Below are 26133 nucleotides of genomic sequence, written 5' to 3'. Positions count from 1 at the left end.
TCGTCCCCACGCCACCGCGTCGCCCTGCCGTGTATCTGCACGGCCCAGCCCTTCAGCCTGTTGGACCCGAGGACCCTGCAATGCCCAGCCCATCTGTCGGTACCCGGGTACCCGCACGCCTCTCTGCCTTTCTGTTTCGACCGTCCGCCACCCGGCACGCGGCGGCGGACGCGGCGGCGCGCAGGGACCAGGACCTGCAGGCGCAGGTCGATGCACTGCACCGGGTACAGGCGGTCATCGAGTTCGGGTTGGATGGCACCGTGCTGAAAGCCAACGCCAACGTGCTGGCGACCCTCGGCTACACGATGGAAGAGATCCAGGGCCGGCACCATTCCATGTTCATGGAGCCGGAGCAGGCGCGCAGTGCAGCGTACAAAGCCTTCTGGGAGAAGCTGGGCCGTGGCGACGTCGATACGGGTCAGTACAGGCGGGTGGGCAAAGGCGGGCGTGAAATATGGATCCAGGCGTCCTACAACCCGGTCTTCGACAGCAAGGGCGCGCCCTGCAAAGTGGTGAAGTTCGCCACTGACATCACGGAAGAACGGCAACGTGCCGCAGATGTCGCGGGCCAGCTTGCCGCGATCAACAAATCGCAGGCGGTCATCGAGTTCAGCCTGGACGGGCGTATCGAGACCGCCAACGAGAACTTCCTGGAGACCACGGGCTACTCGCTCGATGAGATACGCGGCAAACATCATTCCATGTTCGCCGACCCCGTTTATGCCCAGAGTGCCGAATACCGCCAGTTCTGGGAGAAACTCGGGCGCGGCGAATACGATGCGGGACGCTATCGTCGGTTTGGCAAGGGCGGCCGTGAGGTGTGGATCCAGGCCTCGTACAACCCGATCCATGACATGGATGGGCGGCCGTTCAAGGTGGTCAAGTACGCAAGCGATATCACGGCGCAGGTGATGGAGTCACAGGCACTGCAGCAGGCGGTGGACCAGACGCGGGACGTGGTCGCTGCCGCGCAGGGCGGTGACCTGAGTCGCCGCATCGACCTCAACGGCAAGCGCGGCGCGATCGGCGAGCTTTGCCAAGGGATCAACCTGCTGGTGGAGTCGATAGCCGGCATGATCGGGCGGATCAAGGCGTCCGCGGATGCGGTCGCGATGGGCGCAGGCGAGATCGCGGAAGGCAACGATGACCTGGCACGGCGAACCGAGCAGCAGGCAGCGTCGCTGGAGGAAACCGCCGTATCGATGCAGGGCCTGACCGCGGCCGTGCGGCAGACCGCAGACAGCGCACAGCAGGCCAGCGAGTTGGCCGGCGCGACGGTGCGGGTGGCCGAACAGGGCGGTCAAGCTGTGCATGACGTGGTCTCGACCATGTCGCTGATCGCGGCGTCTTCGCATCGCATCGGCGACATCATCGGCGTGATCGACGGCATCGCGTTCCAGACCAATATCCTGGCATTGAATGCTGCAGTAGAAGCGGCGCGTGCTGGCGAGCACGGGCGTGGATTCGCCGTGGTTGCATCGGAGATCCGGTCGTTGTCGCAGCGGTCGGCTACCGCCGCCAGCGAGATCAAACAGATCATCAGCGATTCGGTCGGCAAGGTCGGCGCCGGCAGCACGCTGGCGCAGGGGGCAGAGCGCACGATGGACGACATCGTCCAGAGCGTGCGGCGGGTCAACGATCTGATCCGCGGCATCAGCGCGGCCGCTCAACACCAGAGCGAAAGCATCGTGCAGATCAACCAGGCGGTGGATCACATCGACGAGGGAACCCAGCAGAACGCGGCCCTGGTCGAGGAGGCATCCGCGGCCGCGCGCAGCATGGAAGAACAGGCAACGCAGCTGCTGGGCACCGTGGCCGCGTTCCGCACCGAGGCATTGTCCCGCTAGCGCGGGCAGCGTTGATACGTGTTGGGTATCACTGCTGGCAGACAACGGTATTGGCCGTTGTTCATCCGGTCGTTCAGGCTGGACGCATGCATACCCCTGTTTCTTTCCAAGGCCAGGTTGGCCTCATCACCGGCGCCGCAGGCGGCCTTGGGCTCGCTTACGCGCGTTTGCTGGCGGGTCGTGGCGCAACGGTCGCGATGCACGATGTAGGTGCCGATACCGATGGCAGAGGCCTCGATGCGACCCGCATCTCCCGCGCAGCGGAGCAGTTGCAGGCGCAAGGTCGCACGGTCAGCAGTCACTGCCTGCCCATCAACACGCGCGCGCAGTGCCACGCACTGGTCGACGACGTGCTGCAGCAGCACGGGCGCCTGGACTTCCTGATCCACAACGCGGGCTGGGTGGCCTACCAGCCGGTGCAGGACGTAGACGAAGCGCAGCTGGAGCACACGCTGCTTATCGCGGCCAAGGCGCCGCTGTGGTTGGCTCAGGCGGCATGGCCAAGCATGCGCGCCAATGGAGGAGGGCGCATCGTGGTGACGACCTCTGATCGGGCGTTGTATCCGCAGCATGTGCAGCAGGGGCTGATCAGCTATGCGATGGCAAAGATGGCCGCTGTCGGACTGGTCAACGTGCTGGCCGCCGAAGGGGGTGCGGACAACATCGTGGTCAACGCGATATCGCCGGTAGCGAAGACACGCATGTGGGGGCACCAGGGCGAGCCTGATGAGCTGCATCCCGATGCGGTGGCAACGGGCGTTGCGTGGCTGGTGTCCACCCGTTGCACGGAAGGCGGCTGGATCCTGCGTGCAAGCAACGGGCAGTTCCATGCCACGCGCGCAGGCGAAGCGGCCGGCGTGGATTATCCGCGCGATCTGAAGGCGGTCGCGGTCGACACGGTTGAAGGATTCAATGCCGCGTGGTCACGCATCGCGTTGACCAACACCGAGTCGCGCTCGACGCATTCCGGCTGAGCGCTGCTGCTACCCTGAGTGCCTTGTCTGCAAGGCGACCGCCATGATCGATCTCCGTCTGCTGCGCCAGTTCGTGGCCGTGGCAGAAGAGCTGCACTTCCATCGTGCCGCGGCGCGCCTGCACATGTCCCAGCCACCCCTCACCGCCGCGGTCCGCCGCCTCGAAGAGCACTTGGGTGCCATGCTGGTGTTGCGCGGACACAGGACACTTGGGCTTACGGCTGCCGGGAAAGTGCTGCTCGTCGAAGCACGACGCACCTTGCAGCAGGCCGACCATGCTCTCGCTGCGACCCGCGAAGCGGCAGCGGGGCGCACCGGCGTGGTGCGCGTGGCGTATGTCGGCAGTGCGCTGTACGGCAGCCTGCCGCAGCGGATCCGATGCTTCCGGCGAAGCCATCCGGGCGTGCGCCTGGAGCTGCGCGAGGCGACCTCATTCCAGCAACAGACGATGCTGCGCCAAGGACAGATCGATGTCGGCATCCTTATCCCGCCGCTTCCCTCTTCCGCAGATCTGCGGCTGCACGCGTTCGACAGCGACACGTTGGCGATCGCACTGCCCCGCGATCATCCACTCGCCACCCGCGCCTCATTGCAGGTGGCCGACCTTGCCAGTGAGGAGTTTGTCGGCTGGCCGGCGGCCGAAGGGGAGGGTTTCCACGCGCACGTGATGCAGCAGTGCAGTGCTGCAGGCTTCATACCCAATGTCGTGCAGGAGGCGCACGGCATGCACGCCGTACTTTCGCTGGTGGCAGTGGAAACCGGGATTGCGATCATCCCGGCCAGCATGATGGGCTTCCGCGCCGCCGAGATCGCCTATGTTCCCTTGTCGGCGCCGGTGACCACGTTCGATCTGTGCTTCTGCACCACTGTGCTGAACGATGCGCCGGCGCTGCAGGCCTTCCTGCACGCGGCAGACGGTCGCATGGTGGCCAACGGCTGACATCCAGCGCGCGGGCGACGCATATGACTCTTCAAGGGCGAATGCTTCGTCGCTAGCGTCTGATCACACGTTCCGGACACTCAAAGGATGATGTGATGACCGCGCACTACGACAACATGGTGGATCAGTACGTGGCCTACGCCAGCTCCTCGCCCACCCGTCCCATCGAGATGCGCACCATGCTGCAGTTGGCGGGCGAGATCGAGGGCAGGTCGGTGCTGGATCTCGCCTGTGGGTCCGGCTATTACGGACGCGAGTTTCTTCGCCACGGTGCCGGCCGCGCGCACGGGGTAGATCTATCACAAGGCATGATCGACTACGCCCGCGCGCTTTCCGCGGACCGCGGTGACGACATGACCTTCGAGGTGAATGATGTGACCGCAATGCCCGCAACGGCGGAGCACGACATCGTGCTGGCGGCCTATCTGTTCAACTACGCGCAGTCGCTGCACGCGCTGCAGCAGATGTTCGAATCGGTGATCCCGCACGTGAAGCGTGGCGGCAGGCTGGTGGTGCAGACGCTCAATCCGGAATTCCGGATGGCGCTTGGCAACTATTCTGCTTATGGGGTGAAGGCGATCGAGGAGGTGCCGTGGCGGGAGGGTGCACGGCTGGTGTTCGAGTTCCCTGGCTCGCCCCCGGCGCGGATCACCAACTACCGGTGGGCGAGAGAACACTATGAGCATGCGATCCGGTCAGCGGGGTTCCGTGCTGTCAGCTGGCATGAACCGCATCTGTTGGAAGCGGATATCCGCGGCCGTCCTGCCGGCTATTGGGAGGGCTACGTGCACAACTGCATGTCGGTGAACCTGGTGTGCGAACGTTGACGCATCAACGCCGGGACAACACCCGGTCGAGTGCATCCATCGCGCGCTGTGCCAACGTGCAGACATCCTCTGCCTTCAACGCATCGCTGAATACTTCCAGGCCCACCGGGCCGGAATAGCCCATGTCCTGCAGCGCATCCAGCAGTTCGGGAAGTGGCCAGATGCCTTCACCCGGCAGGCAACGCGCATGGCGGGCGGTGTCGATCATGTGGCCGGGCAGGGGCTGCTGCTGCACGTCACTCAGTTGCACTAGCGCGATGCGGTGCGCCGGAATGCCGTGCAGGTCGTCGACGCTGCGGCCTGCGGCAAACAGATGGAACGCGTCGATGACGATGTCGAGATTGTCAGCGTCCACCGCCTGTACCTGGCGCCAGACGGCGGGAAGCGTGGAGTTGAGCACACTCCACGCCATCCCCTCATATGCGATGCGCAGTCCTCGTGATGCCGCTTCCGCGCACAGCCAGCGCAGATCCGGCCCGACGCGATCGCCGATGCAGCGCGTGTCGGTGGAGGCGGGCACCAGCACCGTCCGGGCCCCCAATGCAGCCGCCAGATCCAACAGGCTGATGGCCTCGTGGCGTTTATCACGGCGATGCGGGTCGGGTGCACCGTCAAAATCGAGGAGCACCTGGACGTCGGTAAGTCCCATCCCGGTGTCCTGCAGCGCGGAACGCACCGCAGCGGCCGACGTCGGCTCTACATCCTGGCGCCATATTTCAACCTGATCGAACCCGGCGGACGCTGCGGCGGCGAGCTTCTGCGAGGTGCCGCCGCCAAGCAGCACGGTGTTGAGGAAACGAGGGGAGGTGGTGAGCCGCATCTGGCGAGGGTACCGACGCTGGGATGCAGGAGGTGTCGACGTGGCATGCGCCATCCAGAGCCGGCAATCGACGAAGGCCGATCGCCGACCGCGCACGCCGATCAGCGACGGTCGCGTTTGATCCAGGCCCGCACGAACAACGCGATCAGGCCACTGAAGATGACCCAGGACACAAGGTCGAACAGGCCGTCGCCGAGCAGCGCGCTGACCAGCCCGATGAGGCTGGCCAGCGTGATCCATGCAGGTGCGATGAAAGGACTCTTCATGCAACCTCCTGGGTCTGCGCACGCTCGATCTCCGCTACGCGCGTGGCAGTGCTTCCGCGCTTGAACCAGAGGTACAGGCCGCTGATCAGCACGGCGATGGTCAGCAGGTCCATCAGCGCCCACAGGATCTTCAGCGGCAGCTTGCCGTAGTCGCCGAAGTGCAGCGGCTGGCTCAGCAGCAGCACGGTCATGTAGGTGGGCAACTGCGGCTGTGCCGTCAGGGCGCCGGTCTGCGCGTCGATCAATACGGGCCGATACAACCGCTCGGTCACCGGTGAATCGCCCTGCATGAACACGCCATAGTGGTGGTCACCGCTGTAGCCGGTACCGGGGAAGCTGACGAACGCCGGGCGCATGTCCGGCTCGGCTGCGCGCGCGGTGTCTACTGCGGCCTGCAGCGACGCGAGCTGCGTCGGCTTGGGCTGGCCGGCGTAGCGTGCAGCGAACTCGCCCAGTTGCTGCGTCTGCCAGGCCTGCTCCAAGGGCTTGGCCAGCGTGTTGATGGCACCGGTAAGGCCGACGACCAGCGCCCAGCCGAGGGTGACGATGCCGATCACGTTGTGCAGGTCGAGCCAGGCAAGACGGCGGCTGCGGCCCGTGCGCAGCGTGCCGAAGCGCTGCTTGCGCATGAAGGGGCCGTAGAGCACCAGCCCGGACACGATGGCGACGACGAACAGCAGCCCCATCGCGCCCATGAACAACAACCCCGGCAGCCCAAGGAACAGGTCCGTGTGCAGGCGGTACAGGAAGTACATCACGCCTTCGTTGAACTGCGGTGCGGGGACCTGTTCGCCGCTGACGGTGTTCAGCAGCACGGTCTGCATCTGCGGCGCGGGCGTGTCGCTGCGCGCACCGGTATTGACGTACATCAGCGGTGCATCGGGGTCCCAGCCGACGAACAGGGGCACGTTGCCGGGAAAGTGCTGCAGGGCGGTCTGAACCTGCGCATCCAGGTTGCGGATCCGTGCATCGGCAGGGGCCGCGGGAATCTCGGGGTCAGCGCCGGTGAGGTGCCCGATCTCATGGCCGAAGATGAGGGGCAGGCCGGTCAGGCAGAGCAGCAGCAGGAACAGCGTGCAGACCAGGCTTGTCCATTTATGGACGACGAACCAGGCTTTGATGGCGGAACGTTGCATGGAAGCAGAAAGCCTCGGGCGATGGCTGGAGGTGGCGCAGCGACAGGGACGCGGCGAAACGTCGGATTATCCAGATGCGGATATGTGAATACAAATGATTCGCAGTATCGGCGCGTTGAACAGGGTCAGTCGGATTGACCGCCTGTGCGCCCCACACCCGTCAGGCCAGCGCTTCGGGTGCGCAGCGAAGACTGAGCCAAGCACCCCCTCCGGCTGCGCGACCGGCACGCAGTCGGAAGCCATGCAGTCCGGCGATGGCGGCCACGATGGACAGGCCCAAGCCAAACCCCTCCGCACGCCCTGCCGGATCCTGGCCGCGATAGAAGCGCTGGAACACCAGCTCCCGGTCTTCTCGCGCGATACCGGGCCCGGTATCTAGGATGTCGATGCGCGGTGCCCCGTTGTCATCTACCGCGCGCAGCACGACGCGGCCGTTCTCGGGCGTGAACCGGATGGCATTGGACATCAGGTTGGCCAAGGCTTCGAACAGCAGTTCGCGGTCGCCGCGCAGGCTGCCGACACCCTGCTCGATCTCCAGCACCAAGGCCTGCTGTTTCTCATCCGCCAGCGGCAGGTAAAACGCATGCAGTTCTTCCAGCAACCCCCGCACGTCCATTTCTTCGAACGCTGAGCGACGCTGTCCGCTTTCCAGTTCGGACACGCGCAGCAACGCACTGAAGCGGGCCATCAGCAGATCGGTTTCCGCCAATGCCTTGTCGATCTGCTCCGTCTGCGGATTGTCGTCGCCCATGTCCACCCGCGTGCGGTACAGGTGGGCGCGCAGCCGTGTCAGCGGAGTGCGCAGGTCATGCGCGATGCTGTCACAGACGCCTTTGACTTCGGTCATCAACTGCTCGATGCGTTCGAGCATGGCATTGACGATGCTGGACAGGCGATCAATCTCATCGCGTCGATCCGACACCGGCAGTCGTTGTGCAAGGTCGCCGGCCATGATCCGGTTGGTGGCGCCCTCTATCTGCTGGATACGCTTCAACGGTCTCCGCCGGAGGAAATGCCAGCCGGCCAGGCCCGGTATGACGGTGAGCGATACGCCCCACCAGAGCGCGTCGAGGATGATGCTGTTCACCGCAGTCAGCTTGCCACTCTGCCGCACCAGCGCCAGCACCCGATCGTCCTGCGTGGTGACGGCCAGTGCGCGACCGGCGTCGGTGCGCAGGCCATCGGCCAGCAGCCAGCCCGGCACCTCGCGTGATGGCTGGTTGGCCTCGATGCCGTGCGGAAGCGCCAACAGGGGGCCGGCCAGATGCTCGCCCTGTGGTGTGAAAACACCGTAAGCGTAGGTGCCATGGATGTCGTAGCGCAGGCTGTCACTCAACGCCTCGTCCAGCATCTGCCCCTGAAAACGCTGGAACAGGTGGGCACGCTGCAGGAGGGCGGATTCGGCCAGTCCGTCCAGATAATCAGACACCCGCCAGTACATCACGCCCAGCAGAACGCTGGACCATGCGATGAACAACAGGCAGTACAGCCCCAGCAGGCGGCTGCTGGACGAGCGCCAGCCTTCAGTGAGCCGCGTCGAAGACATAGCCGGTTCCTCGTACGGTCTTGATCGGTTGCGTCCGGTCGGGCTGGTCGATGCGGCGACGCAGGCGGCCGATATGGACCTCGATCAGATTGGTGCCCGGATCGAAGTGATACCCCCACACTTCCTGGAACAGCATGGTGCGGCTCAACACCTGACCGGTGTTTCGCATCAGAAACTCCAGCAGTTTGAATTCCGTCGGCAGCAGGCTGATTTCCTGTCCACCGCGGCGTGCACAGCGCGCCATCAGGTCCAGCTCAAGGTCACCGGCCCGCAGCACGCTGTCGGCGAGGGGCACCTGGGCATGGCGGCGTAACAGCACCTCGATGCGCGCCGACATTTCGTCGGAAGCAAACGGCTTGGTCAGGTAATCGTCACCGCCGGCCCGCAGACCGCGCACCCGCTCATCCACGTCGGACAGCGCGCTGATCATCAGCACGGGCGTGCTGATGCCCTGATGGCGCAAGCGGGCGACCAACGCCAGTCCATCCAGTCCCGGCAGCATGCGATCCAGGGTGATCGCGTCATAGCGGCCGCTTTGGGCACATTCCAGTCCCTTGATGCCGTCATCGGCCACGTCCACGATGAACCCGCGGCTACGCAGTTCTGTCGCAATCTCCTCGGCCGTCACGGCGTCATCCTCAATGGTCAGTACGCGCGGCATGGCCGTAGCCGGGTTCAGGGGACAGTGCATCCTCGCAACCGCAGGCGTCTGCTGCAAATGAAGAAAGTTTCATTTAGTTTCCACACGTCCGTGCAGGGGTTTTCTTCTATATTCGCCGCACGCAGGATGCGGCATGGGCGACACCGCTGTGACGTGGCACACGACGCATCGCATCGGATTCGTCCGAAAACTCCCCGATTTCCTTCCCCCGCAGGAAAATATCCGATGGTCTCCCCATGTTTCGGCAGGCTGGTCCTCGCCGCCACCCTTTGCTTTGTTCTCAACGGGTGCACGCAGAAAGAGGCCGCCCCCGCTGCCGCGCCGCGCGACGTATCGGTGATGACCCTGCAGGCCCGGCCCGTCGCATTGGACCAGGAGCTGCCGGGACGAACAGTTGCCTTCGAAGAATCGGATGTACGCCCGCAGGTTTCCGGTGTGTTGCTGAAGCGGCTGTTCGAAGAGGGGGCTACCGTCCACGCAGGTGATCCGTTGTTCCAGATCGACCCGTCGCTGTACCAGGCGGCGTTGAACGAGGCGGCGGCGAACCTGCGCACGGCGCAGGCCACGGCCGTGACCGAGCGCCTGCGCGCCGGGCGGTTGCAGGCGCTGGGCCAGGAGCAGCTGACCTCGCAACAGGCGGTGGACGATGCGATCGCCACGGCCAAGCAGGCCGACGCGGCGGTGGATGGGGCCAATGCGGCCCTGCAGACCGCGCAGACCAATCTACGGTTCGCCGCGGTGTCCGCACCGATCAGCGGACGGGTGGGCCGGGCGCTTTTCACTCCGGGCGCGCTGGTGACTTCCGGCCAGGCCGAGCCGCTGGCGAAGATCCAGCAGGTGGATCCGATGAATGTGGATATCACCCAGTCCAGCAATGATTTCCTGGCGCTGCGCCGTGCCATTGCCGAGGGCGGCGTGCAGGCATCGGCGACGCCGGTGACATTGAAGCTGTCCGACGGCAGCGCGTACCCGCTGCAGGGCACGCTGGAGTTTGCCGATCTGGACGTGGACCAGGACACCGGCAGCATCACCCTGCGGGCGACCTTCCCGAACCCGGACGGGCAACTGCTGCCGGGCATGTACGTGCGTGCGATGGTCGGGCAGGGCACGCGCCAGCAGGCAGTGCTGGTGCCGCAGTCCGTGGTCGATCGCAGTCCGCGTGGCAACGCGCTTGCCTGGGTCGTGGATGCCGACGACGTAGTGCGCCAGCGGGAATTCCGCACCCTGCGCGCGGTCGGCGACCAATGGCTGGTGGCCGATGGCCTGAAGGCCGGGGAGCGCATCGTCATCGGCGGCCGGCAAGGTCTCGTGGATGGGGCGAAGGTGGCGGTGACGGACGCCAAGGACGGTGCCAAGGTTGCCGTGGCACCCGCCGACACCGCAGCGAAGAAGGGCTGACCTGCGCATGCTCTCCCGATTCTTCATCCACCGTCCGATCTTCGCCTGGGTACTGGCGATCTCCATCATGGCCCTGGGCAGCATCGCGGTCCTGCAGTTGCCGGTGGAGCAGTACCCTGACATTGCGCCTCCCCAGATCAACATCACCGCCAACTACACCGGTGCGTCCGCGCAGACCGTGGAAGACAGCGTCACGCAGGTGATCGAGCAGCAGATCAAGGGCATCGACCACCTGTTGTATTTTTCTTCCAGCAGCTCTTCCGCAGGGCAGGCACGCATCACGGTCACCTTCGACCAGCAGGCCGACCCGGACATCGCCCAGGTGCAGGTGCAGAACAGCGTCAACCAGGCGATCAACCGCCTGCCGCAGGAAGTGCAGCAGCAGGGCGTGACAGTAGCCAAGTCGCAGGGCGACTCGCTGATGGTGGTCGCGCTGTATGACACCACCGGCAAGATGCAGCGCGTGGACGTGTCGGATTTCCTGTCCAGCAGCGTGCAGGATCCGATGAGCCGTATCCCGGGCGTCGGCGAGATCGATGTGTTCGGCGCTCCCTACGCGATGCGCATCTGGATGGATCCCCATCAGCTTCGTGCCTACAGCCTGATGCCGAGCGATGTGCGCAGCGCGATCGAGGCGCAGAACACCCAGGTGACGGCCGGCGAGCTGGGCGGTCTGCCGGCGATGGACGGCCAGAGCCTCAACGCCACGGTGACCTCGCAGTCACGGCTGCAGACCCCGGAGCAGTTCCGCGCGATCATCCTCAAGACACTGCCCAATGGCGCGGCCTTGACGCTGGACCAGGTCGCGCGCATCGAGATCGGTGCGCAGGGCTACACCATGAGCAGTTTCCTCAATGGGTACCCGGCCGCCGGATTCTCGGTCACCTTGGCCTCCGGTGCCAATGCCCTGCAGACCGCCGATGCCGTGCGTGCGGAAATCGAGCGCTTGAAGCCGACGTTCCCGCCTGGCCTTGAGGTGGCGTATCCACGCGACAGCACCCCATTTGTACGGGTGTCGGTGGAAGGGGTGGTCCATACGTTGATCGAGGCGATCATCCTGGTGGTGGTGGTGATGTTCCTGTTCCTGCAGAACCTGCGCGCGACGCTGATCCCGGCGATCACGGTGCCGGTGGTATTGCTGGGAACCTTCGGGGTGCTGGCCGTCGCCGGGTTCACGATCAACACGCTGACGCTGTTCGCGATGGTGCTGGCGATCGGTCTGCTGGTGGACGATGCGATCGTGGTGGTGGAGAACGTCGAGCGCATCATCCACGAAGAAGGGCTGCCACCCGCCGAAGCCACCGAGCGCTCGATGGGCGAGATCACCGGTGCGCTGATCGGCATCACCGTGGTGCTCGGTGCCGTTTTCCTGCCGATGGCGATGTTTGGCGGAGCCACCGGCATCATCTACCGGCAGTTCTCGATCACCATTGCGTCGGCCATGGTGCTTTCCGCGCTGGTCGCGCTGACCCTGACCCCGGCACTGTGCGCCACCCTGCTCAAGCCCGCCGACAAGGAGCGCCCGCCGGGACGCTTCTTCCGCTGGTTCAATGATCGGGTGGAACGCACCCAGGCCTCCTACCGTGCCGGCCTGGCCCACGTGGTCGGTCGGCCGCGGCGCTGGATGGTCCTCTATCTGCTGGTGGTCGTAGCGGTGGCGGGCCTGTACCTGCGCATGCCGACCGGCTTCCTGCCCGTAGAGGACCAAGGGCTGGTGATGTTCCAGTTCACCACGCCGGAGGGTACGCCCATGGCCAAGACCGAAGCATTGGGCGAGGAAATCGGACGTTACTTCCGTGAAAATGAAAAGCAGAGCGTGGATGTCGCCTTCGTGGTGGTCGGTCGCAACAATGCCGGTACAGGGCAGAACGCGGGCCAGGGGTTCCTTGCGCTGAAACCGTGGAGTGAGCGCGATGGGGACACCAGCGCCGATGCGATCATCGCCCGCGCCAACGCGCACTTCCGTGCTGTGGCCGATGCTCAGGTCAACGTCCTGTCGCCGCCTGCGGTGCGCGGGCTGGGCCAGTCCAGCGGGTTCGAACTGTGGCTGCAGGACAGCAGTGCGGCGGGCCGCGAAGCGCTGAAGGTGGCGCAACAGCGCGTGGTGCAGGCGGCCAACGAGGACGCCGGCCTTTCATCGGTGCGCTTGAATGGACTGGGCGATCGCGCCCAGCTGCAGGTGGATATCGACCAGGCCCAGGCGAGCGCCCTGGGTCTGGCGCAGGCGGACATCAACACCACGTTGTCGGCCGCCTGGGGCGGAACCTACGTGAATGATTTCCTGGACCGCGGCCGGGTCAAGCGCGTTTACATTCAGGGCGACGCCCCGTACCGGAGCGTGCCCGAGGACATCAACCAGTGGTATGTGCGTGGCAGCGATGGGCAGATGGCATCGTTCGCCAGTTTTGCCCGCACGCATTGGGAGCGCGGGCCGCAGCTGCAGCAACGCTTCAACGGCCTGCCGGCGATGCAGCTGCAGGGCAGTGCCGCCCAGGGCAGCAGCTCGGGTCAGGCCATGGGCCGCATGACGCAATTGGTGGCCCAGGAAGAGGGATTCGGCCTGCAGTGGAGCGGCCTGTCCTACCAGGAGCAGCTCTCCAGCAACCAGACGATCTGGCTGTACCTGGCGTCCATTGCGTTCATTTTCCTGTGCCTCGCGGCGCTGTATGAAAGCTGGACAGTGCCGGTGGCGGTGCTGCTGGTGATTCCGCTGGGCGTGCTCGGCACCGTGTTGGCGACCACCGTCGCAGGCTTCGTCAACGACATCTATTTCCAGGTCGGCATGTTGACCACCATCGGCCTGTCGGCAAAGAACGCGATCCTGATCGTGGAATTCGCCGAGGCCGAGTACCGTGCCGGACGCTCTGCGGTGGATGCGGCCCTGGAAGGGGCGCGCCTGCGGCTGCGGCCCATCGTGATGACCTCGCTGGCCTTCGTGGCCGGCGTAGTGCCGCTGGCCCTGGCCACGGGTGCCGGGGCGGTGAGCCGACGCGAGATCGGTATCAGCGTGATCGGCGGCATGGTGTCCGGCACGCTGTTGGCGATCTTGATGGTGCCGTTGTTCTTCGTGCTGGTGCGCGGTCTGGGCCGGCGGAAAAAGAGCGCCTGAACGTGAGTGGCCGTGCCGTTCAGCACGGTCATCGTCATGTCATCGGCGGATCACATGGCGGTCGCCGGGGCGGACTTAGGGTGGGTGCACCCGCCCCCAACGGAGTTCCGCCATGTGGCTCATTGACCGCCTGCTTCCGCACACTGCACTACTGGCAACGCCAAGCGATGCAGGGCCGATCGAAGAGGGACCGGATGCGCCTCCCGAAGCAGGCGCCCGGCGCCTGACCCTGAAGCGCCCCGTACGCGCAGGTCGCCTGGCGATCTCGCCCTGGCAGAAGGTTGCCGCCCCGAGCCGCCGCAGCAGGCACTGACCTGGTGTCTATCGGTCGGCCGGGTGGTTGACCCCGTCATTGGTGGGTACCACGCCCAGCCCGAACGGATCGATGCCCTCCAGGCAGGCCACGTTGTAGCCGTACTCATGCGGATTCGAGCGCCGACGGTGGTGTGTGTAGATTCCGCAGACATCGCAGAACCAGTGCTCGGCCACGTGGGTGTTGAACTGGTACAGACGCAGGTGCGCGTGCCCCTGCAGGATCTCGATCCCGTTTTCAGAGACAGTGGCCGCGATGGCGCCACGACGCCGACACAACGAGCAGTCACACCGGCGCGGATCGACGATGCCATCAGGCAGATGCAGGCGCAATTGCACGGCGCCACAATGGCAACGGGCGGTGTGCCATTCGTTGACCGCCACAGCCGAAACCTCTTTGATGCCCATGATCCCTCCCGGTGCGTGGCGTCATTCTGCCCGAAGTATCTCCCGTCGCGCGGTAGCGCTCCCGGCGGCTACCGGGACGCCACCGGTCCGCGCGGCGGCCATTCCTGAACGCCTTCGGATTTCCCCGGCACCTCGCTTGTGGCTAACTAGGCGCCCCAAGATGAATGCGACAGGTCCCCGTGAAGGCAGCAGGCCGTTGGAGTATCGGAACCCTCATGCTGCTGGCCACCCTGTGGGTCGCTGGACTGGTGTTCTATCAGGTGCCGGGACCCGGCTGGTTGGCAGGGTGCGCGGCGCTGCTCTGGTTGCTGGCGGGTGGCTGGATGTCGGTGCGTGTGGCCCGCGGACGGGCGGGGCGCAGGCTGCCCGCCGCGTACGGGCTGTGCATGGTGGCTGCGGCACTGACGTGGCTGGGCCTGACGCCGCGACAGGACCGCGCATGGGCCGACGACGTGGCGCAGCGGCTGCACGTGGCCTCTTTCGACGGTCGGAGGGTCGTGCTGGACAACGTGCGCGACTTCACCTGGCGCACCGAGCAGGACTACGATGCGCGCTGGGTCCGCCGGGAGTACGACCTGCAGCAGTTGGCGTCGGCCGACCTGGTGATGTCGTATTGGATGGGACCTGCGATCGCCCACACATTGGTGTCGTTCGGGTTCGAGGACGGTCGCCAGCTGGTGTTCTCGCTGGAGATCCGCAAAGAGCAGGGCGAGTCGTTCTCCGCGCTGGGCGGCTTCTTCCGCAAGTTCGAAATGACCCTGGTGGCATCCGAAGAAACCGACATCATCCGCACGCGCACCAATGCGCGCGGCGAGGATGTCTATCTGTACCGGCTGCATGGCCTGAGCCAGGCCCAGCTACGTACCTTGTTCGCTGCCTACATCGACGAGGCACGCACGCTCGATGCGGCGCCGGCGTTCTACAACACCTTGACCAGCAACTGCACCACGATCGTATTTGATCTGGCGCGGCACATCGCCCCCGGGCTGCCGCTGGACTACCGCCTGCTGCTGTCCGGGTATCTGGACCGCTACGCATTCGATCAAGGCGCGTTGACGCCGGGGCATTCGTTCAAAGCGCTCCGCGAGCGCGCACGCATCACCGATCGCGCACTGCAGCCGGCGTCTGACAAGGATTTCTCCAGATGGATCCGCTGTGGCGTGCCCGGCACCGCCCAGGAAGATGAACAATGATCGACATGAGGGCGCCGGTTTACTTGCCGAAGAGGATACGCCTGCTGCTCGCTGCCGCCGTGCTGCTGCTGGGCAGTGGCTGCGCGATGGTAACGGTCAAGCAGGTGGCCAACACCGATTACCTGTCCAGCAAGCGCTCGGATGTGCTGACCACCGGCAAGCTCAGTGCGGCATCACAGGAAACACTGAGCGTTGTGGGGCTGGATGCCAGCCAGTGTGGCAAGGACGTAGTGGTCTGCCGCAGGACGTTGCTGGATACCGATGGCATCAGTGCCGAGCAGCGCATGTCGGCGCTGTCCGAACTGTGGGTGCAGACGGCGCTGGCCCTCAGTCCGAAACCCAAGCATGCAGACAAGGAGCCGATGAGCGACGCGGCCGTGGATGCATGGCTGGAAGCGGCGCGCTACGCGTATGCGTACCTGTTCTTCAGTGGCCGCGCGCCCTCTGATCGCGCCTTCGAGGATCGGCAGACGCAGGTGCGCGACTACTACAACTATGCTGCTGAGCAGACGGCGTCGGTGGTGTTCCGTCGGGCACGCGCGTCCGCGCTGGAAGGCGAAGACTACAACGCGCCCGTGGCCGGCGAGCGCTGGACGATCACCTCCGACTACGATCGCCTGTCGATGCCCAGCATGCCGACCCGGCTGGTGTCGGCGGCAACGATCAGCTTCGTTGGCCTGCGCAGCACCTACCGCCGTGATGGGTTCGGTGCCGAGCTGGTGGTGGTGATGGACCCACCCCGGTTGAGCACCCCCTTGCCGGAGGCAGACGCGCCGGTGGATGCGGCCGCGCCCGCCAGGAAACACGAAGTGCCGCAGTACAGTGAGATGTCCTCGATCAACGCCACCGCGCTGCTGCGCTTCAAGGGCGACTCGCTGGACGACGTGCTGAAGACCAGCCAGGTATTGCTTGATGTGTATTCACCGGAAGCGACCGAGCGGGTCGACCTGCACGGGCAGCAGGTGCCGCTGGCCGGCAACTTCACTGCGGCGTATGGGCTGTGGCTTGCACAGAGCGGGTTCGCCACGCAGGCGCTGCGCACCTTGTTCGGCTTGGCCGAAGGCATCAAGGAGCCGCACATCTACCTGATGCAACCCTGGGACCCGAACCGCCGCATCATCTTCATGCTGCATGGATTGGGCAGCAGTCCGGAAGCGTGGGTGAACGTGGCCAACGAAATCATGGGCGAAGAGGAGCTGCGCCGCGAATTCCAGGTGTGGCAGGTGTATTACCCGACCAATGCGCCGATTGCGCTGAACCGGTACGAGATCTCGCGCGCGTTCAACAGCACCCTGAAACACTTCGATCCCAGCGGGCAGACGCGTGCGTCGAAGGACCAGGTGTTCATCGGCCACAGCATGGGCGGTGTACTGGGACGGCTGATGGTCAGCGCATCCGGCGATGCATTGTGGAACGACCTGATGGCACGCTACGACCTGAAAGGCGAGCGCCTGCAGCGGGTGAAGACCAAGCTGGGCCCGCTGCTGCAGTTCCAGCCGCAGCCGAACGTGGAACGGGCGATCTTCATCGCGGCCCCGCACAAGGGAACGGACATCGCGGGCAACCGGGTGGGGCGCCTGATCGGTCGTCTGGTGCGTCTGCCGTTGACGATCCTGGGTTCATTCGAGGATGCATTCAACACCCTGCAGCAGGCCGATGCGCAACGTAGTGGGAGTGAAAAGCTGCGCGTGCCCAACAGCATCGACAACCTGAAATCCACCGATCCCTTCGTCATGGCAGCCGGCTCGCTGCCGATCCAGCCCGGGCTGAAATATCACTCGATCATTGCCCAGCGCAAGCCAGAAGTGCCGCTGCTGCAATCCGATGACGGACTGGTGCCGTACTGGAGTTCCCACCTGGAGGGCGCCGTGTCGGAGAAGGTGATCATCTCCGGCCACAGCGTGCAGGAGACGCCGCAGGCCGTGCTGGAAATCCGCCGCATCCTGCGCGAGGACGTGGACGAGGTGGGTGCAAGGCCGTGAGCTGGAGTCTGGTGGATGACGTCCGCTGGTCGTCACAGGCCCTGGGGGCGCTTCACCGTATGCGGTAGCTGCCTTGGCTCAGGCCACACGCGCGCGGGACGCAGGCGCGCAGTTCAGTGTTGAGAGAACCGGGACGGGTGCCGCTGCAGTTCACACCTGTCTGCGCTGAAAGCTCGAAGGCACCCGCGTGACGCTCGGCACTTTGAGCGTAGCACCGTCTGTCATCGACGCTGACGCTGTAGGACACTGCGCCGGCTACTGAGCTTTTCACGTTCATCGATCCGATGGCGAAGAACGGCTGCCCCGGTGCTGCACTCCCAGAGGGAGCGGCGGTACGTGCATAGTCTGTCCAGTTGTCCTGGCTTGATGCAGGCTCGTCGAACGCGCGCTCGATTTCTTCGATGGTGGCCGGAGTGCCCTCTCGCGTTTCGGAAGATACGCACGACCAAGCGGCTATGGCATTTTCACCTCCCAGTATTCCCCGCCCCGTGCTGGGTCGCATCCCGCTCTCAAGGCACAGCGCTTCATGGTAGGTCTTTGTGGCAGCAGGCTGATCGCTGAAGTCTATGGAAAACTTATTGCCAGAGAGACGGCGCAGCTTTTGTTCCAGACGGATCTTCCCTCCGTTGAAGTCAGAGTGCTCGGATGTACGGAGGATGACGTCGCCATCCGCACGGTGCTCCACAATGCGGTCGATGTAACCGGCCATTGGCGGCGCGGTCAGGGCGGCTGAGAGAAGGAACGTGGTGGCAAGCATGGGGTTGTCCTCTGTGCTGGACTCGCATGTTTACGATTTACTGAAGCGTGGCGCGGGGCTGACGTCTCAGAATGCAGCGAAGCTATCGAGAATCAATCGGGTGTTGTTCCGCTATATCCGCAGAGGTGCAACGCGCGGTCGGAAACGACCGCTATTGGTGGGTGACGACCGTTGGTTGTCACAAGGCCGCCAACAGCCAATGACGTGACAACCCACCGTCGTCACCCACCCTGGTCGCATGCGATCAGATGCGCCGCGCGACCACCGTGGCCAGCAGCGCCAGCAGCAGGGTCACCGCGAAGCACAGCAGGTAGCCCAGTGTTTCGCGACCATCGATGAAGGCGGCGAACAGTGCACCGGACAACGCCAGCGTGGTCGCCACTGCGATGCCTTCGCTGAGCTGCAGCGCCGAGCTGTTCGCGCCCTGTTCGTGACGCGGTGACATCGACAGCGTGAGCACCGACAGACTGGGGTAGATCAGGCCCATGCCGAGGCCGGTCAGTGACCAGCCTGCCAAGGCCAGCAGCAGGGGCACGCCCTGTTGCAGGGTCAGCGAGGTGAGCAGCAGGCCGCCGCCCATCATCCACGAACCGGCCTGCACCAGATGCGCACGGGTCCAGCCAAAACGTTGATGTCCCTGCAGCCATGAGCCGGAGAACCAGCCCAACGCCCCCATGCTGAGTGCAGCGCCTGCCCACAGGGGGGAAAGGTCACGTTCGCGTTGCAACAACAGCGGCAGGAAGGCTTCCGCGGCGAAGAACGCAGACGCGGCGATACCGCGTAGCGCGATCACACTGGGCAAGCCGCGCCGCAGCGCCAAGGTGCCGGGAGGCAGCAGGTGGCGGCTGCACACCACCAGCGCGACCAGCGCGCTGCTCATCAACGCGAGCGCGATGATGCCCTGCTGCTGTCCCCCCAGGTACAACAGAAGGGCGGCCAGCGCCGCGCCCACGGCCCACCGCACGACCGGGCGCGCAACGACCTCGGTGCGAACGTCCTGTGCACTGGCGCGCAGCGCGGGCACCAGCAACCAGGCAGCCGGCAGAGCGAGCACCGGAACCGCCAGGAATACCCAGCGCCACCCGGCGTACTGCACGATGAGGCCGCTCAGCCCCGGGCCTACCAGCGATGGGACCACCCAGCCCGCCGAGAAGGCGGCGAAGACTTTCGGCCGCAGCGGCTCGGGGAAGGTTCGCGCGACCAGCACGTACAGCGACACCGATACCGCGCCGATGCCCACGCCCTGCAGCAGGCGTCCGGCCACCAGGACACCCATGCGCGGGGCGAGGCCGGCGACGATCAGACCGATGACGAAGAACGCGAGACCCAGCCACAGTGGCCGCGATGGACCGCGTTGGTCGCACACGCGACCCGCCACGGTCATCCCGATCACGCTTGTCGCCAACGCGCCGCCAAAGGCCAACGCGTACAGGCGCAGGCCATCCAGTGCGAACGCGACGGTAGGCATGGCCGCCGCAACGGCCAGCGCTTCGAACGCCACCAGCGCCACCAGTGCGACCATGCCGACCGTCGTGGCGCGATAGCGTGGCGAGAGGATGGATGCCTTATCCACCAGGGCCAGAGAAGAGACGTCGGAGTTCATGTCAGGGCTTGTAATGGGAATGCGGAGGCGGCAGCATCCGCCCTCAACCATGGTTGAGGTCAAGAGATGGCGATGCAGGAGCTTAGTGTAGGCGAGGTCGCCAAGCGCAGCGGCGTGGCGGTGTCGGCGCTGCACTTCTACGAGCGCAAGGGGCTGATCCGCAGCCTGCGCAACGCAGGAAACCAGCGGCGTTACCCGCGCGATGTACTGCGGCGCTTGGCAGTGATCCGGGTGGCACAGCGGGTAGGCATGCCACTGGAAGCAATCGGTGCGGCGTTGGCAGAGCTGCCTGAAGGACGCACACCGACCAAGGCGGAGTGGGCGCGCATGTCCGCGCGCTGGCGCAGCGAACTGGATGAGCGCATCCACCTGCTGCAGTTCCTTCGCGATCAGCTGACCGGCTGCATCGGCTGCGGCTGCCTGTCGCTGAAACGCTGCTGGCTGGCCAACCCCGGCGATGTGCTGGCAGAACAGGGCGAAGGGCCGCAGCGCTGGGAATGAGGACAGCCCTCGGGCTGCTGCTCGCCGCTGGCTCGGTAGAGCCGACTTCAGTCGGCTGCTGTCCGTAGTTGGTTTCGTAGAGCCGACTTCAGTCGGCTGCTGCTCGCCGTTGGTTCGGTAGTGCCGACTTCAGTCGGCACCGCCTGCGCTTGTCGACTGAAGTCGACTCTACCTGGCTGCCCGGACTTGCTCGGTCAGTCGCCCGCAGCTCACCAGACCGTGAGCGTCTGCCCGCTCTGGATGCCTTCCACCGCCCGTTGGTAAGCCAGCGCGACCCGGCTGGCAGCCGCCGGTTCGAAGCCCGGGAAGTACGGCGCGTAGGCAACTGCGGATTCTTCCAGCACCGTAGGACTCACCACATTGATGCGCAGTCCGCGTGCCACCAGTTCGCATGCTGCCGCACGCACGAAGCCTTCCAGGCCAGCATTGACCGCCGTCGCATTGCTGCCATCGCGGATCGGCTGGGCGCTCACTATGCCGCTGGTGAGGGTGATCGAGCCCCCTGCGCGCAGGTGATGCTGCGCGGCCAATGCCAAGCGCACCTGGCCAAGCAGCTTGTCCTGCAGTCCGCTGTTGAACTGGGCAGCCGTCATGTCCTGCAGGGGGCCGAAGTGCAACTGGCCGGTGGTGGCGATCACCGCGTCGAGCAGGCCGGTCTGCTGGAAGAGGGCGTGCACGCTGGCATCGTCGGTCAGATCCACGCGGTGATCGCCACTGCGACGCCCTGCGGTGACAACGTCATGGTGCTGGCCCAGATGCTGGGCTACCGCCTGCCCCAACGTCCCAGAGGCACCAACGATCAGGATCTTCATGCAGATACTCCTTCAGTAAGTGAGGCCAGTCTGGCGCGGCGATCGGCTTTGGATAAGGGGCGTATGATTCGCTCATTCCTAACCTGGAGTTAGTAATGGACAGGCTCCGCTGCATGCAGGCCTTTGTCACCGTGGCCGACCTCGGCAGCTTCACGCGCGCGGCCGAACAGTTGGACGTGTCGGCCGTGATGGTCGGCAAGTACGTCCAGCAGCTGGAGGCGCATCTGGGTACGGCGCTGCTGCAACGGAACACCCGACGTCAGCGTCTGACGGAGGCCGGCACCGCGTATCTTGCCGGATGCCGGCAGGTGCTCGAGCAGGTGCAGCACGCCGAAGCGAGTGTCGCGGGCCTGCAGTTGCAGCCACGTGGGCTGCTACGGATCAGTGCGCCCAGCACGTGGGGCAGCTGCGTGCTCGCGCCCGCGCTGGCTTCGTTGCTGGAAGCGCAGCCGCTGGTGAACATCGAGTTGGACCTCAGCAATCGCACTGTCGACTTGATCGAGGACGGTTTCGACGCGGCGATCCGCGTAGGCCCGCTGCCGTCCCGCGAGGTGGTGGCGCGCCCCTTGCCGCCCTACGCGATGAGCCTGTGCGCGTCGCCGGACTACCTGCGGCGGAAAGGGACGCCGCGTGATCCAGTGGACCTCGCCCAGCATGAGTGCCTGAGCCATCTGTCCTGGCGCGGGGGCCATGGATGGCGGCTGGCGAACGGCGATGCGGTGGACTGGGAGCCGCGCGCACGGCTGAGCAGCAACGACGGCCAGGCACTGCGGCAGGCTGCGCTGGCCGGTGCCGGGTTGGTATTGCAGCCGACCGCGTTGCTGGGCGAAGACATCGCGGCGGGAAGGCTGGTCACCGTGCTGGCCGATCACGTGCCGGCCGCACGGCCGATGCACCTGATCTACCTGCCGGACCGCCGCCCCCGGCCACGTCTGCAGTGTTTCGTTGAGTTCCTGATGGAGCGGTTTCCGGTGGCGCCCGAGGTACGGTAGAGCCGACTTCAGTCGGCTACGCTGGGGGCGGCCCGCTGGGTAGAGCCGACTTCAGTCGGCTGCGCCAACACCAGCCGACTGAAGTCGGCTCTACCTGTGGTGTGCCAGCCGAAGCGCGGCCAGCGGCCGTCACTACCGGGGTTCAATCGTTGGCGGCGGACAGTTCGCGGCCACGTGTCTGTGCGGCAGCCAGTGCCGTTGCGACCAGCGCTTCAAAGCCGCCTGCCTGGAAGCTTTCGATTGCCGCCTGGGTGGTGCCTCCCGGCGAGGTGACGCGACGGCGCAGCTCACCGGGTGCCTCGCCGGCTTCGTTCAGCATGCGCGATGCACCGAGCAGCGTCTGCTGCACCAGCGTGCGTGCCGCTTCCGCGGGCAGGCCCTGTGCAATGCCGGCGGCTTCCATTGCCTCGGCCAACAGGAAAACGTATGCCGGCCCGCTGCCGGATACAGCAGTCACCGAATCCATCAGCGCCTCGTCGTCCACCCAGACCGTGCCGCCTGCGCTGGCCAGGATGCGATCCGCCTGCGTACGTTGCGCGTCGGTGACCGCTGGCGTGGCGAACAGTCCGGTGACACCGGCCCCCAGCAGGGCCGGGGTATTGGGCATGGCGCGCACCACGGCCACGTCTCCGCCCAGCCAGCGGTCCAGTTGGGTGCTGGTGATGCCGGCGGCGATGGACACCAGCAGCGGCTTCGTTGCCGCGGCAAGCGGCTGCAGCGACGCGCATACATCGCGCAGCACCTGTGGCTTGACCGCCAGCAGCCACGTGCCCGCCTGCGCCGCGGCTTCGCTGGCACCTGCATAGGTCTTGACGCCGAACTCGGCCGTCAACGCTTCGCGCAGCGCAGTCACCGGCTCGGCCACGTGGATCTGGGCCGGTGCCGTGCCTTGGCGCACCAGCCCGGCAATCAGGCTGCGCGCCATGTTGCCGCCGCCGATGAAGGCAATGGAGGTATCGGTCATCTGGATCTTCCTTTCAATTCATGCGGGGCGCGGGCGGGCGCCAAAGAGTGCGGTGCCGATGCGGACCATGGTCGAGCCTTCCGCGATGGCCTCGGCGTAGTCGCCGCTCATGCCCATGGACAGGGTGTCTGCGCCGGGATGAAGGTCGGCAAGCGCCTGCTGCGCCTGATACATGCGTCTGAACGCCTGCTGCCGACGCGCGGCATCGGGCCATGGCGCCGGGATGGCCATCAGGCCGCGCAGGCGCAGGGTCGGTTCGGTCGAAATCGCCGCGGCCAGCGCATCCACTGCCTCCAGCGCGCATCCGTGCTTGCTGTCTTCGTCATCCACGTTCACCTGGATCAGCACATTCAACGGCGGCAAGGTGGCGGGACGGTGGCGGGCGAGCGCCTGCACGAGCTTCAACCGGTCTACGCTCTGCACCCAGTCGAAGGCGCGCGCAACCGCGTCGGCCTTGTTCGACTGCAGGTGGCCGATCAGGTGCCATTCCAGTGCCAGGCCTTGCAGCGCCTCGATCTTTGCCAGGGCCTCCTGCACGTAGTTTTCGCCGAACGCGCGCTGGCCTTGGGCGGCCAACGCGGCGATGGCGTCGGCCGGGTGGGTCTTGGACACCGCCAGCAGGGACGGGGTTGGCCGCCCGGCGGCCTGGGCCGCGTTCTGCAGGTTGCTCAGTATTCCGGGCAGGGGACTTTGCACGTACGCGTTCCGGTCTGACAGAACGCTATACTGACGCCCGGGGAAAGATCCTTCCAGTCCAAGCCGTTATTGGGGAGTAGCCGCTCATGGATATCGCCGAGCTGTTGGCGTTTTCCGTAAAGAACAAAGCATCCGACCTGCACCTGTCCGCAGGCCTGCCGCCGATGATCCGTGTCGACGGCGATGTCCGTCGCATCAACATTCCTGCGCTGGACCACAAGCAGGTGCATGCGCTTGTCTACGACATCATGTCGGACAAGCAGCGGCGCGATTACGAGGAGTTCCTCGAGGTCGATTTCTCGTTCGAGATTCCGTCGCTCGCGCGCTTCCGCGTCAATGCCTTCAACCAGAACCGTGGCGCGGGTGCGGTGTTCCGTACCATTCCGTCCGAGGTGCTGACCCTGGAGGACCTGGCCTGCCCGCCGCTGTTCCGCGAGGTCATCCAGCAGCCGCAGGGGCTGATCCTGGTGACCGGGCCGACCGGCTCGGGCAAGTCGACGACGCTTGCCGCGATGATCGACTACATCAACAAGAACGAGTACGGACACATCCTCACCGTCGAGGATCCGATCGAGTTCGTGCACACCTCGCAGAAGTGCCTGATCAACCAGCGCGAAGTGCACCGCGATACGCATGGCTTCAACGAAGCGCTGCGTTCGGCATTGCGCGAAGATCCGGACATCATCCTGGTCGGCGAGCTCCGCGATCTGGAAACCATCCGCCTGGCGCTGACCGCGGCGGAAACCGGCCATCTGGTGTTCGGTACGCTGCACACCAGTTCGGCCGCCAAGACCATCGACCGTATCGTCGACGTGTTCCCCGCCGGCGAAAAGCCGATGGTGCGCTCCATGCTGTCGGAGTCGCTGCGTGCGGTCATCTCGCAGGCGCTGCTGAAGAAGGTCGGCGGTGGACGCACGGCGGCCTGGGAAATCATGGTCGGCACGCCCGCCATCCGCAACCTGATCCGCGAGGACAAGGTGGCGCAGATGTACTCGGCCATCCAGACCGGTCAGCAGTACGGCATGATGACCCTGGACCAGCATCTGCAGGATCTGGTCAAGCGCAGCCTGATCACGCGCAACCAAGCCAAAGAGTACGCCAAGGACAAGCGCCTGTTCGAGTAAGGCGCGGCAACGGCAGGGCGGGGCGCGTCCAACCGGCGCGCGTCGCACGCCGATGCATCGCGCCTACCGCCCCGCCATCTGGAGTCCGCCGTGAACAGTGCCGCCACCAATACCATCGATTTCACTTCCTTCCTCAAGCTGATGGCGCACCAGCGCGCCTCGGACCTGTTCATCACGGCCGGCATGCCGCCGGCGATCAAGGTCAACGGCAAGATCTCGCCGATCACCCAGACCCCGCTGACGCCGCAGCAGAGCCGCGATCTGGTGTTGAACGTGATGACGCCGGCGCAGCGCGAAGAGTTCGAGAAGACGCACGAATGTAATTTCGCCATCGGCCTGTCCGGTGTCGGCCGCTTCCGTGTCAGTTGCTTCTACCAGCGCAACCAGGTCGGCATGGTGCTGCGCCGGATTGAAACGCGCATCCCCACCGTGGATGAGCTGGCGCTGCCGCCGATCATCAAGACGCTGGCGATGACCAAGCGCGGCATCATCCTGTTCGTCGGTGCGACCGGTACCGGCAAGTCGACCTCGTTGGCGGCGATGATCGGCTACCGCAACCACAACTCGACCGGCCATATCATCACCATCGAGGATCCGATCGAGTTCGTGCACCGCCACGAAGGCTGCATCATCACCCAGCGCGAGGTCGGCATCGATACGGACAGCTGGGAAGCGGCGCTGAAGAACACCCTGCGCCAGGCACCGGACGTGATCATGATCGGCGAGGTGCGTACCCGCGAAGGCATGGACCATGCGATTGCCTTCGCTGAGACCGGTCATCTGGTGCTGTGCACGCTGCATGCGAACAACGCCAACCAGGCGATGGACCGCATCATCAACTTCTTCCCCGAAGATCGCCGCAACCAGCTGCTGATGGATCTGTCGCTGAACATCAAGGGCGTGGTCGCGCAGCAGCTGATTCCCTCGCCGGACGGACGCTCGCGCAAGGTCGCCATGGAGATCATGCTCGGTACGCCGCTGGTGCAGGATTACATCCGCGAAGGCGAGATCCACAAGCTCAAGGAAGTCATGAAGGAGTCCACCCAGCTGGGCATGAAGACCTTCGACCAGAGCTTGTTCGAGCTGTACCAGGCGGGCGAGATCAGCTACGAGGACGCGCTGCGGTATGCCGATTCGCAGAACGAAGTGCGCCTGCGCATCAAGCTGAGCCAGGGCGGCGATGCCCGCACACTGTCGCAGGGCCTGGACGGTGTGGAGATTTCCGAAGTCCGCTGACCACGACGGCACGCCCGTCCTGGTAGAGC

23 protein-coding genes are annotated in these 26133 nt (G+C 65.3%); 12 read left to right on the top strand and 11 right to left on the bottom strand.

The features are described 5' to 3' along the window. Positions 1-80: 80 nt before the first annotated feature. The 4 genes from ICJ04_RS13860 (at position 81) to ICJ04_RS13845 (ending at position 4588) form a co-directional block, all read left to right on the top strand. Positions 81-1847 (top strand): methyl-accepting chemotaxis protein, encoded by a 1767-nt coding sequence (locus tag ICJ04_RS13860; RefSeq protein ID WP_188324798.1) that lies wholly within the window; start codon positions 81-83, stop codon positions 1845-1847. An 86-nt stretch (positions 1848-1933) separates the two neighbouring features. After that, a complete protein-coding gene (locus ICJ04_RS13855; protein ID WP_188324797.1) occupies positions 1934-2821 on the top strand; it encodes an SDR family oxidoreductase in 888 nt (295 codons plus the stop codon). A gap of 43 nt (positions 2822-2864) precedes the next feature. Continuing rightward, positions 2865-3761, top strand: coding sequence for a LysR substrate-binding domain-containing protein (locus ICJ04_RS13850; protein ID WP_188324796.1), 897 nt, complete (start codon positions 2865-2867; stop codon positions 3759-3761). A gap of 95 nt (positions 3762-3856) precedes the next feature. Next, positions 3857-4588, top strand: coding sequence for a class I SAM-dependent methyltransferase (locus tag ICJ04_RS13845; RefSeq protein WP_188324795.1), 732 nt, complete (start codon positions 3857-3859; stop codon positions 4586-4588). 4 nt (positions 4589-4592) lie between these two features. Here ICJ04_RS13845 and ICJ04_RS13840 read toward each other — a convergent pair whose 3' ends face one another. The 5 genes from ICJ04_RS13840 to ICJ04_RS13820 all read right to left on the bottom strand — a co-directional run bounded on the left by ICJ04_RS13840 (position 4593) and on the right by ICJ04_RS13820 (position 9017). Continuing rightward, positions 4593-5408 (bottom strand): sugar phosphate isomerase/epimerase family protein, encoded by an 816-nt coding sequence (locus tag ICJ04_RS13840; protein ID WP_188324794.1) that lies wholly within the window; start codon positions 5406-5408, stop codon positions 4593-4595. Between the two features lie 101 nt (positions 5409-5509). Continuing rightward, complete coding sequence (locus tag ICJ04_RS13835; RefSeq protein WP_188324793.1) at positions 5510-5674, bottom strand: hypothetical protein; 165 nt, start codon at positions 5672-5674, stop codon at positions 5510-5512. Further along, positions 5671-6810 carry a PepSY-associated TM helix domain-containing protein gene (locus ICJ04_RS13830; RefSeq protein ID WP_188324792.1) on the bottom strand — a complete coding sequence of 380 codons (1140 nt, stop codon included), beginning with the start codon at positions 6808-6810 and terminating at the stop codon, positions 5671-5673. Before ICJ04_RS13830 ends, ICJ04_RS13835 begins: the two co-directional genes overlap by 4 nt. A 160-nt stretch (positions 6811-6970) precedes the next feature. Then, positions 6971-8356 carry an ATP-binding protein gene (locus tag ICJ04_RS13825; RefSeq protein ID WP_188324791.1) on the bottom strand — a complete coding sequence of 462 codons (1386 nt, stop codon included), beginning with the start codon at positions 8354-8356 and terminating at the stop codon, positions 6971-6973. Continuing rightward, the gene (locus tag ICJ04_RS13820) at positions 8334-9017 is read right to left on the bottom strand and encodes a response regulator transcription factor (protein WP_188327346.1); all 684 of its coding nucleotides are present in this window, start codon (positions 9015-9017) and stop codon (positions 8334-8336) included. Before ICJ04_RS13820 ends, ICJ04_RS13825 begins: the two co-directional genes overlap by 23 nt. 225 nt (positions 9018-9242) lie before the next feature. On the opposite strand from ICJ04_RS13820, the gene ICJ04_RS13815 reads away from it, so the two are divergent. After that, on the top strand, positions 9243-10415 hold the full coding sequence (locus tag ICJ04_RS13815; protein ID WP_188324790.1) for an efflux RND transporter periplasmic adaptor subunit: 1173 nt from the start codon (positions 9243-9245) through the stop codon (positions 10413-10415). 7 nt (positions 10416-10422) lie between these two features. Continuing rightward, positions 10423-13524, top strand: coding sequence for an efflux RND transporter permease subunit (locus tag ICJ04_RS13810; RefSeq protein WP_188324789.1), 3102 nt, complete (start codon positions 10423-10425; stop codon positions 13522-13524). A 321-nt stretch (positions 13525-13845) separates the two neighbouring features. Here the strand turns inward: ICJ04_RS13810 and ICJ04_RS13805 are convergent, their stop codons facing one another. Then, entirely contained in the window at positions 13846-14244 is a 399-nt protein-coding gene (locus ICJ04_RS13805; protein WP_188324788.1) for a GFA family protein, read from the bottom strand. Positions 14245-14459: 215 nt separating this feature from the next. On the opposite strand from ICJ04_RS13805, the gene ICJ04_RS13800 reads away from it, so the two are divergent. Next, positions 14460-15437, top strand: coding sequence for a DUF4105 domain-containing protein (locus tag ICJ04_RS13800; RefSeq protein WP_188324787.1), 978 nt, complete (start codon positions 14460-14462; stop codon positions 15435-15437). A 5-nt stretch (positions 15438-15442) separates the two neighbouring features. Next, the gene (locus ICJ04_RS13795; protein WP_188327345.1) at positions 15443-17419 is read left to right on the top strand and encodes an alpha/beta hydrolase; all 1977 of its coding nucleotides are present in this window, start codon (positions 15443-15445) and stop codon (positions 17417-17419) included. A 52-nt stretch (positions 17420-17471) separates the two neighbouring features. Here ICJ04_RS13795 and ICJ04_RS13790 read toward each other — a convergent pair whose 3' ends face one another. Then, complete coding sequence (locus ICJ04_RS13790; RefSeq protein WP_188324786.1) at positions 17472-18176, bottom strand: hypothetical protein; 705 nt, start codon at positions 18174-18176, stop codon at positions 17472-17474. A 244-nt stretch (positions 18177-18420) separates the two neighbouring features. Continuing rightward, positions 18421-19779 carry an MFS transporter gene (locus ICJ04_RS13785; protein WP_188324785.1) on the bottom strand — a complete coding sequence of 453 codons (1359 nt, stop codon included), beginning with the start codon at positions 19777-19779 and terminating at the stop codon, positions 18421-18423. Positions 19780-19845: 66 nt separating this feature from the next. On the opposite strand from ICJ04_RS13785, the gene soxR reads away from it, so the two are divergent. Further along, positions 19846-20280: a redox-sensitive transcriptional activator SoxR gene (gene soxR / locus ICJ04_RS13780; RefSeq protein WP_188324784.1), complete on the top strand. Its 435-nt coding sequence runs from the start codon at positions 19846-19848 to the stop codon at positions 20278-20280. Between the two features lie 209 nt (positions 20281-20489). Here the strand turns inward: soxR and ICJ04_RS13775 are convergent, their stop codons facing one another. Beyond that, on the bottom strand, positions 20490-21092 hold the full coding sequence (locus ICJ04_RS13775; RefSeq protein WP_188324783.1) for a short chain dehydrogenase: 603 nt from the start codon (positions 21090-21092) through the stop codon (positions 20490-20492). A 95-nt stretch (positions 21093-21187) separates the two neighbouring features. Here ICJ04_RS13775 and ICJ04_RS13770 point away from each other — a divergent pair, with 95 nt between their 5' ends. Further along, positions 21188-22084: a LysR family transcriptional regulator gene (locus ICJ04_RS13770; RefSeq protein ID WP_188324782.1), complete on the top strand. Its 897-nt coding sequence runs from the start codon at positions 21188-21190 to the stop codon at positions 22082-22084. A gap of 142 nt (positions 22085-22226) precedes the next feature. Here the strand turns inward: ICJ04_RS13770 and proC are convergent, their stop codons facing one another. Together proC and ICJ04_RS13760 are read right to left on the bottom strand one after the other, a co-directional pair. Next, a complete protein-coding gene (gene proC, locus ICJ04_RS13765; RefSeq protein WP_188324781.1) occupies positions 22227-23048 on the bottom strand; it encodes a pyrroline-5-carboxylate reductase in 822 nt (273 codons plus the stop codon). Between the two features lie 18 nt (positions 23049-23066). Next, positions 23067-23723 carry a YggS family pyridoxal phosphate-dependent enzyme gene (locus ICJ04_RS13760; RefSeq protein ID WP_223203078.1) on the bottom strand — a complete coding sequence of 219 codons (657 nt, stop codon included), beginning with the start codon at positions 23721-23723 and terminating at the stop codon, positions 23067-23069. 107 nt (positions 23724-23830) lie between these two features. Between ICJ04_RS13760 and ICJ04_RS13755 the strand changes: the two genes are divergently transcribed. Further along, the gene (locus ICJ04_RS13755; RefSeq protein ID WP_188324779.1) at positions 23831-24868 is read left to right on the top strand and encodes a type IV pilus twitching motility protein PilT; all 1038 of its coding nucleotides are present in this window, start codon (positions 23831-23833) and stop codon (positions 24866-24868) included. 90 nt (positions 24869-24958) lie between these two features. Further along, positions 24959-26104 (top strand): PilT/PilU family type 4a pilus ATPase, encoded by a 1146-nt coding sequence (locus ICJ04_RS13750; RefSeq protein WP_188324778.1) that lies wholly within the window; start codon positions 24959-24961, stop codon positions 26102-26104. Positions 26105-26133 lie beyond the last annotated feature (29 nt).

Origin of the sequence: Stenotrophomonas sp. 169 (genome assembly GCF_014621775.1) — a bacterium.
Classification (GTDB): domain Bacteria; phylum Pseudomonadota; class Gammaproteobacteria; order Xanthomonadales; family Xanthomonadaceae; genus Stenotrophomonas.
Note: the sequence above shows the minus strand (reverse complement) of the source record. Positions and strands in the feature narration are given on the sequence as shown.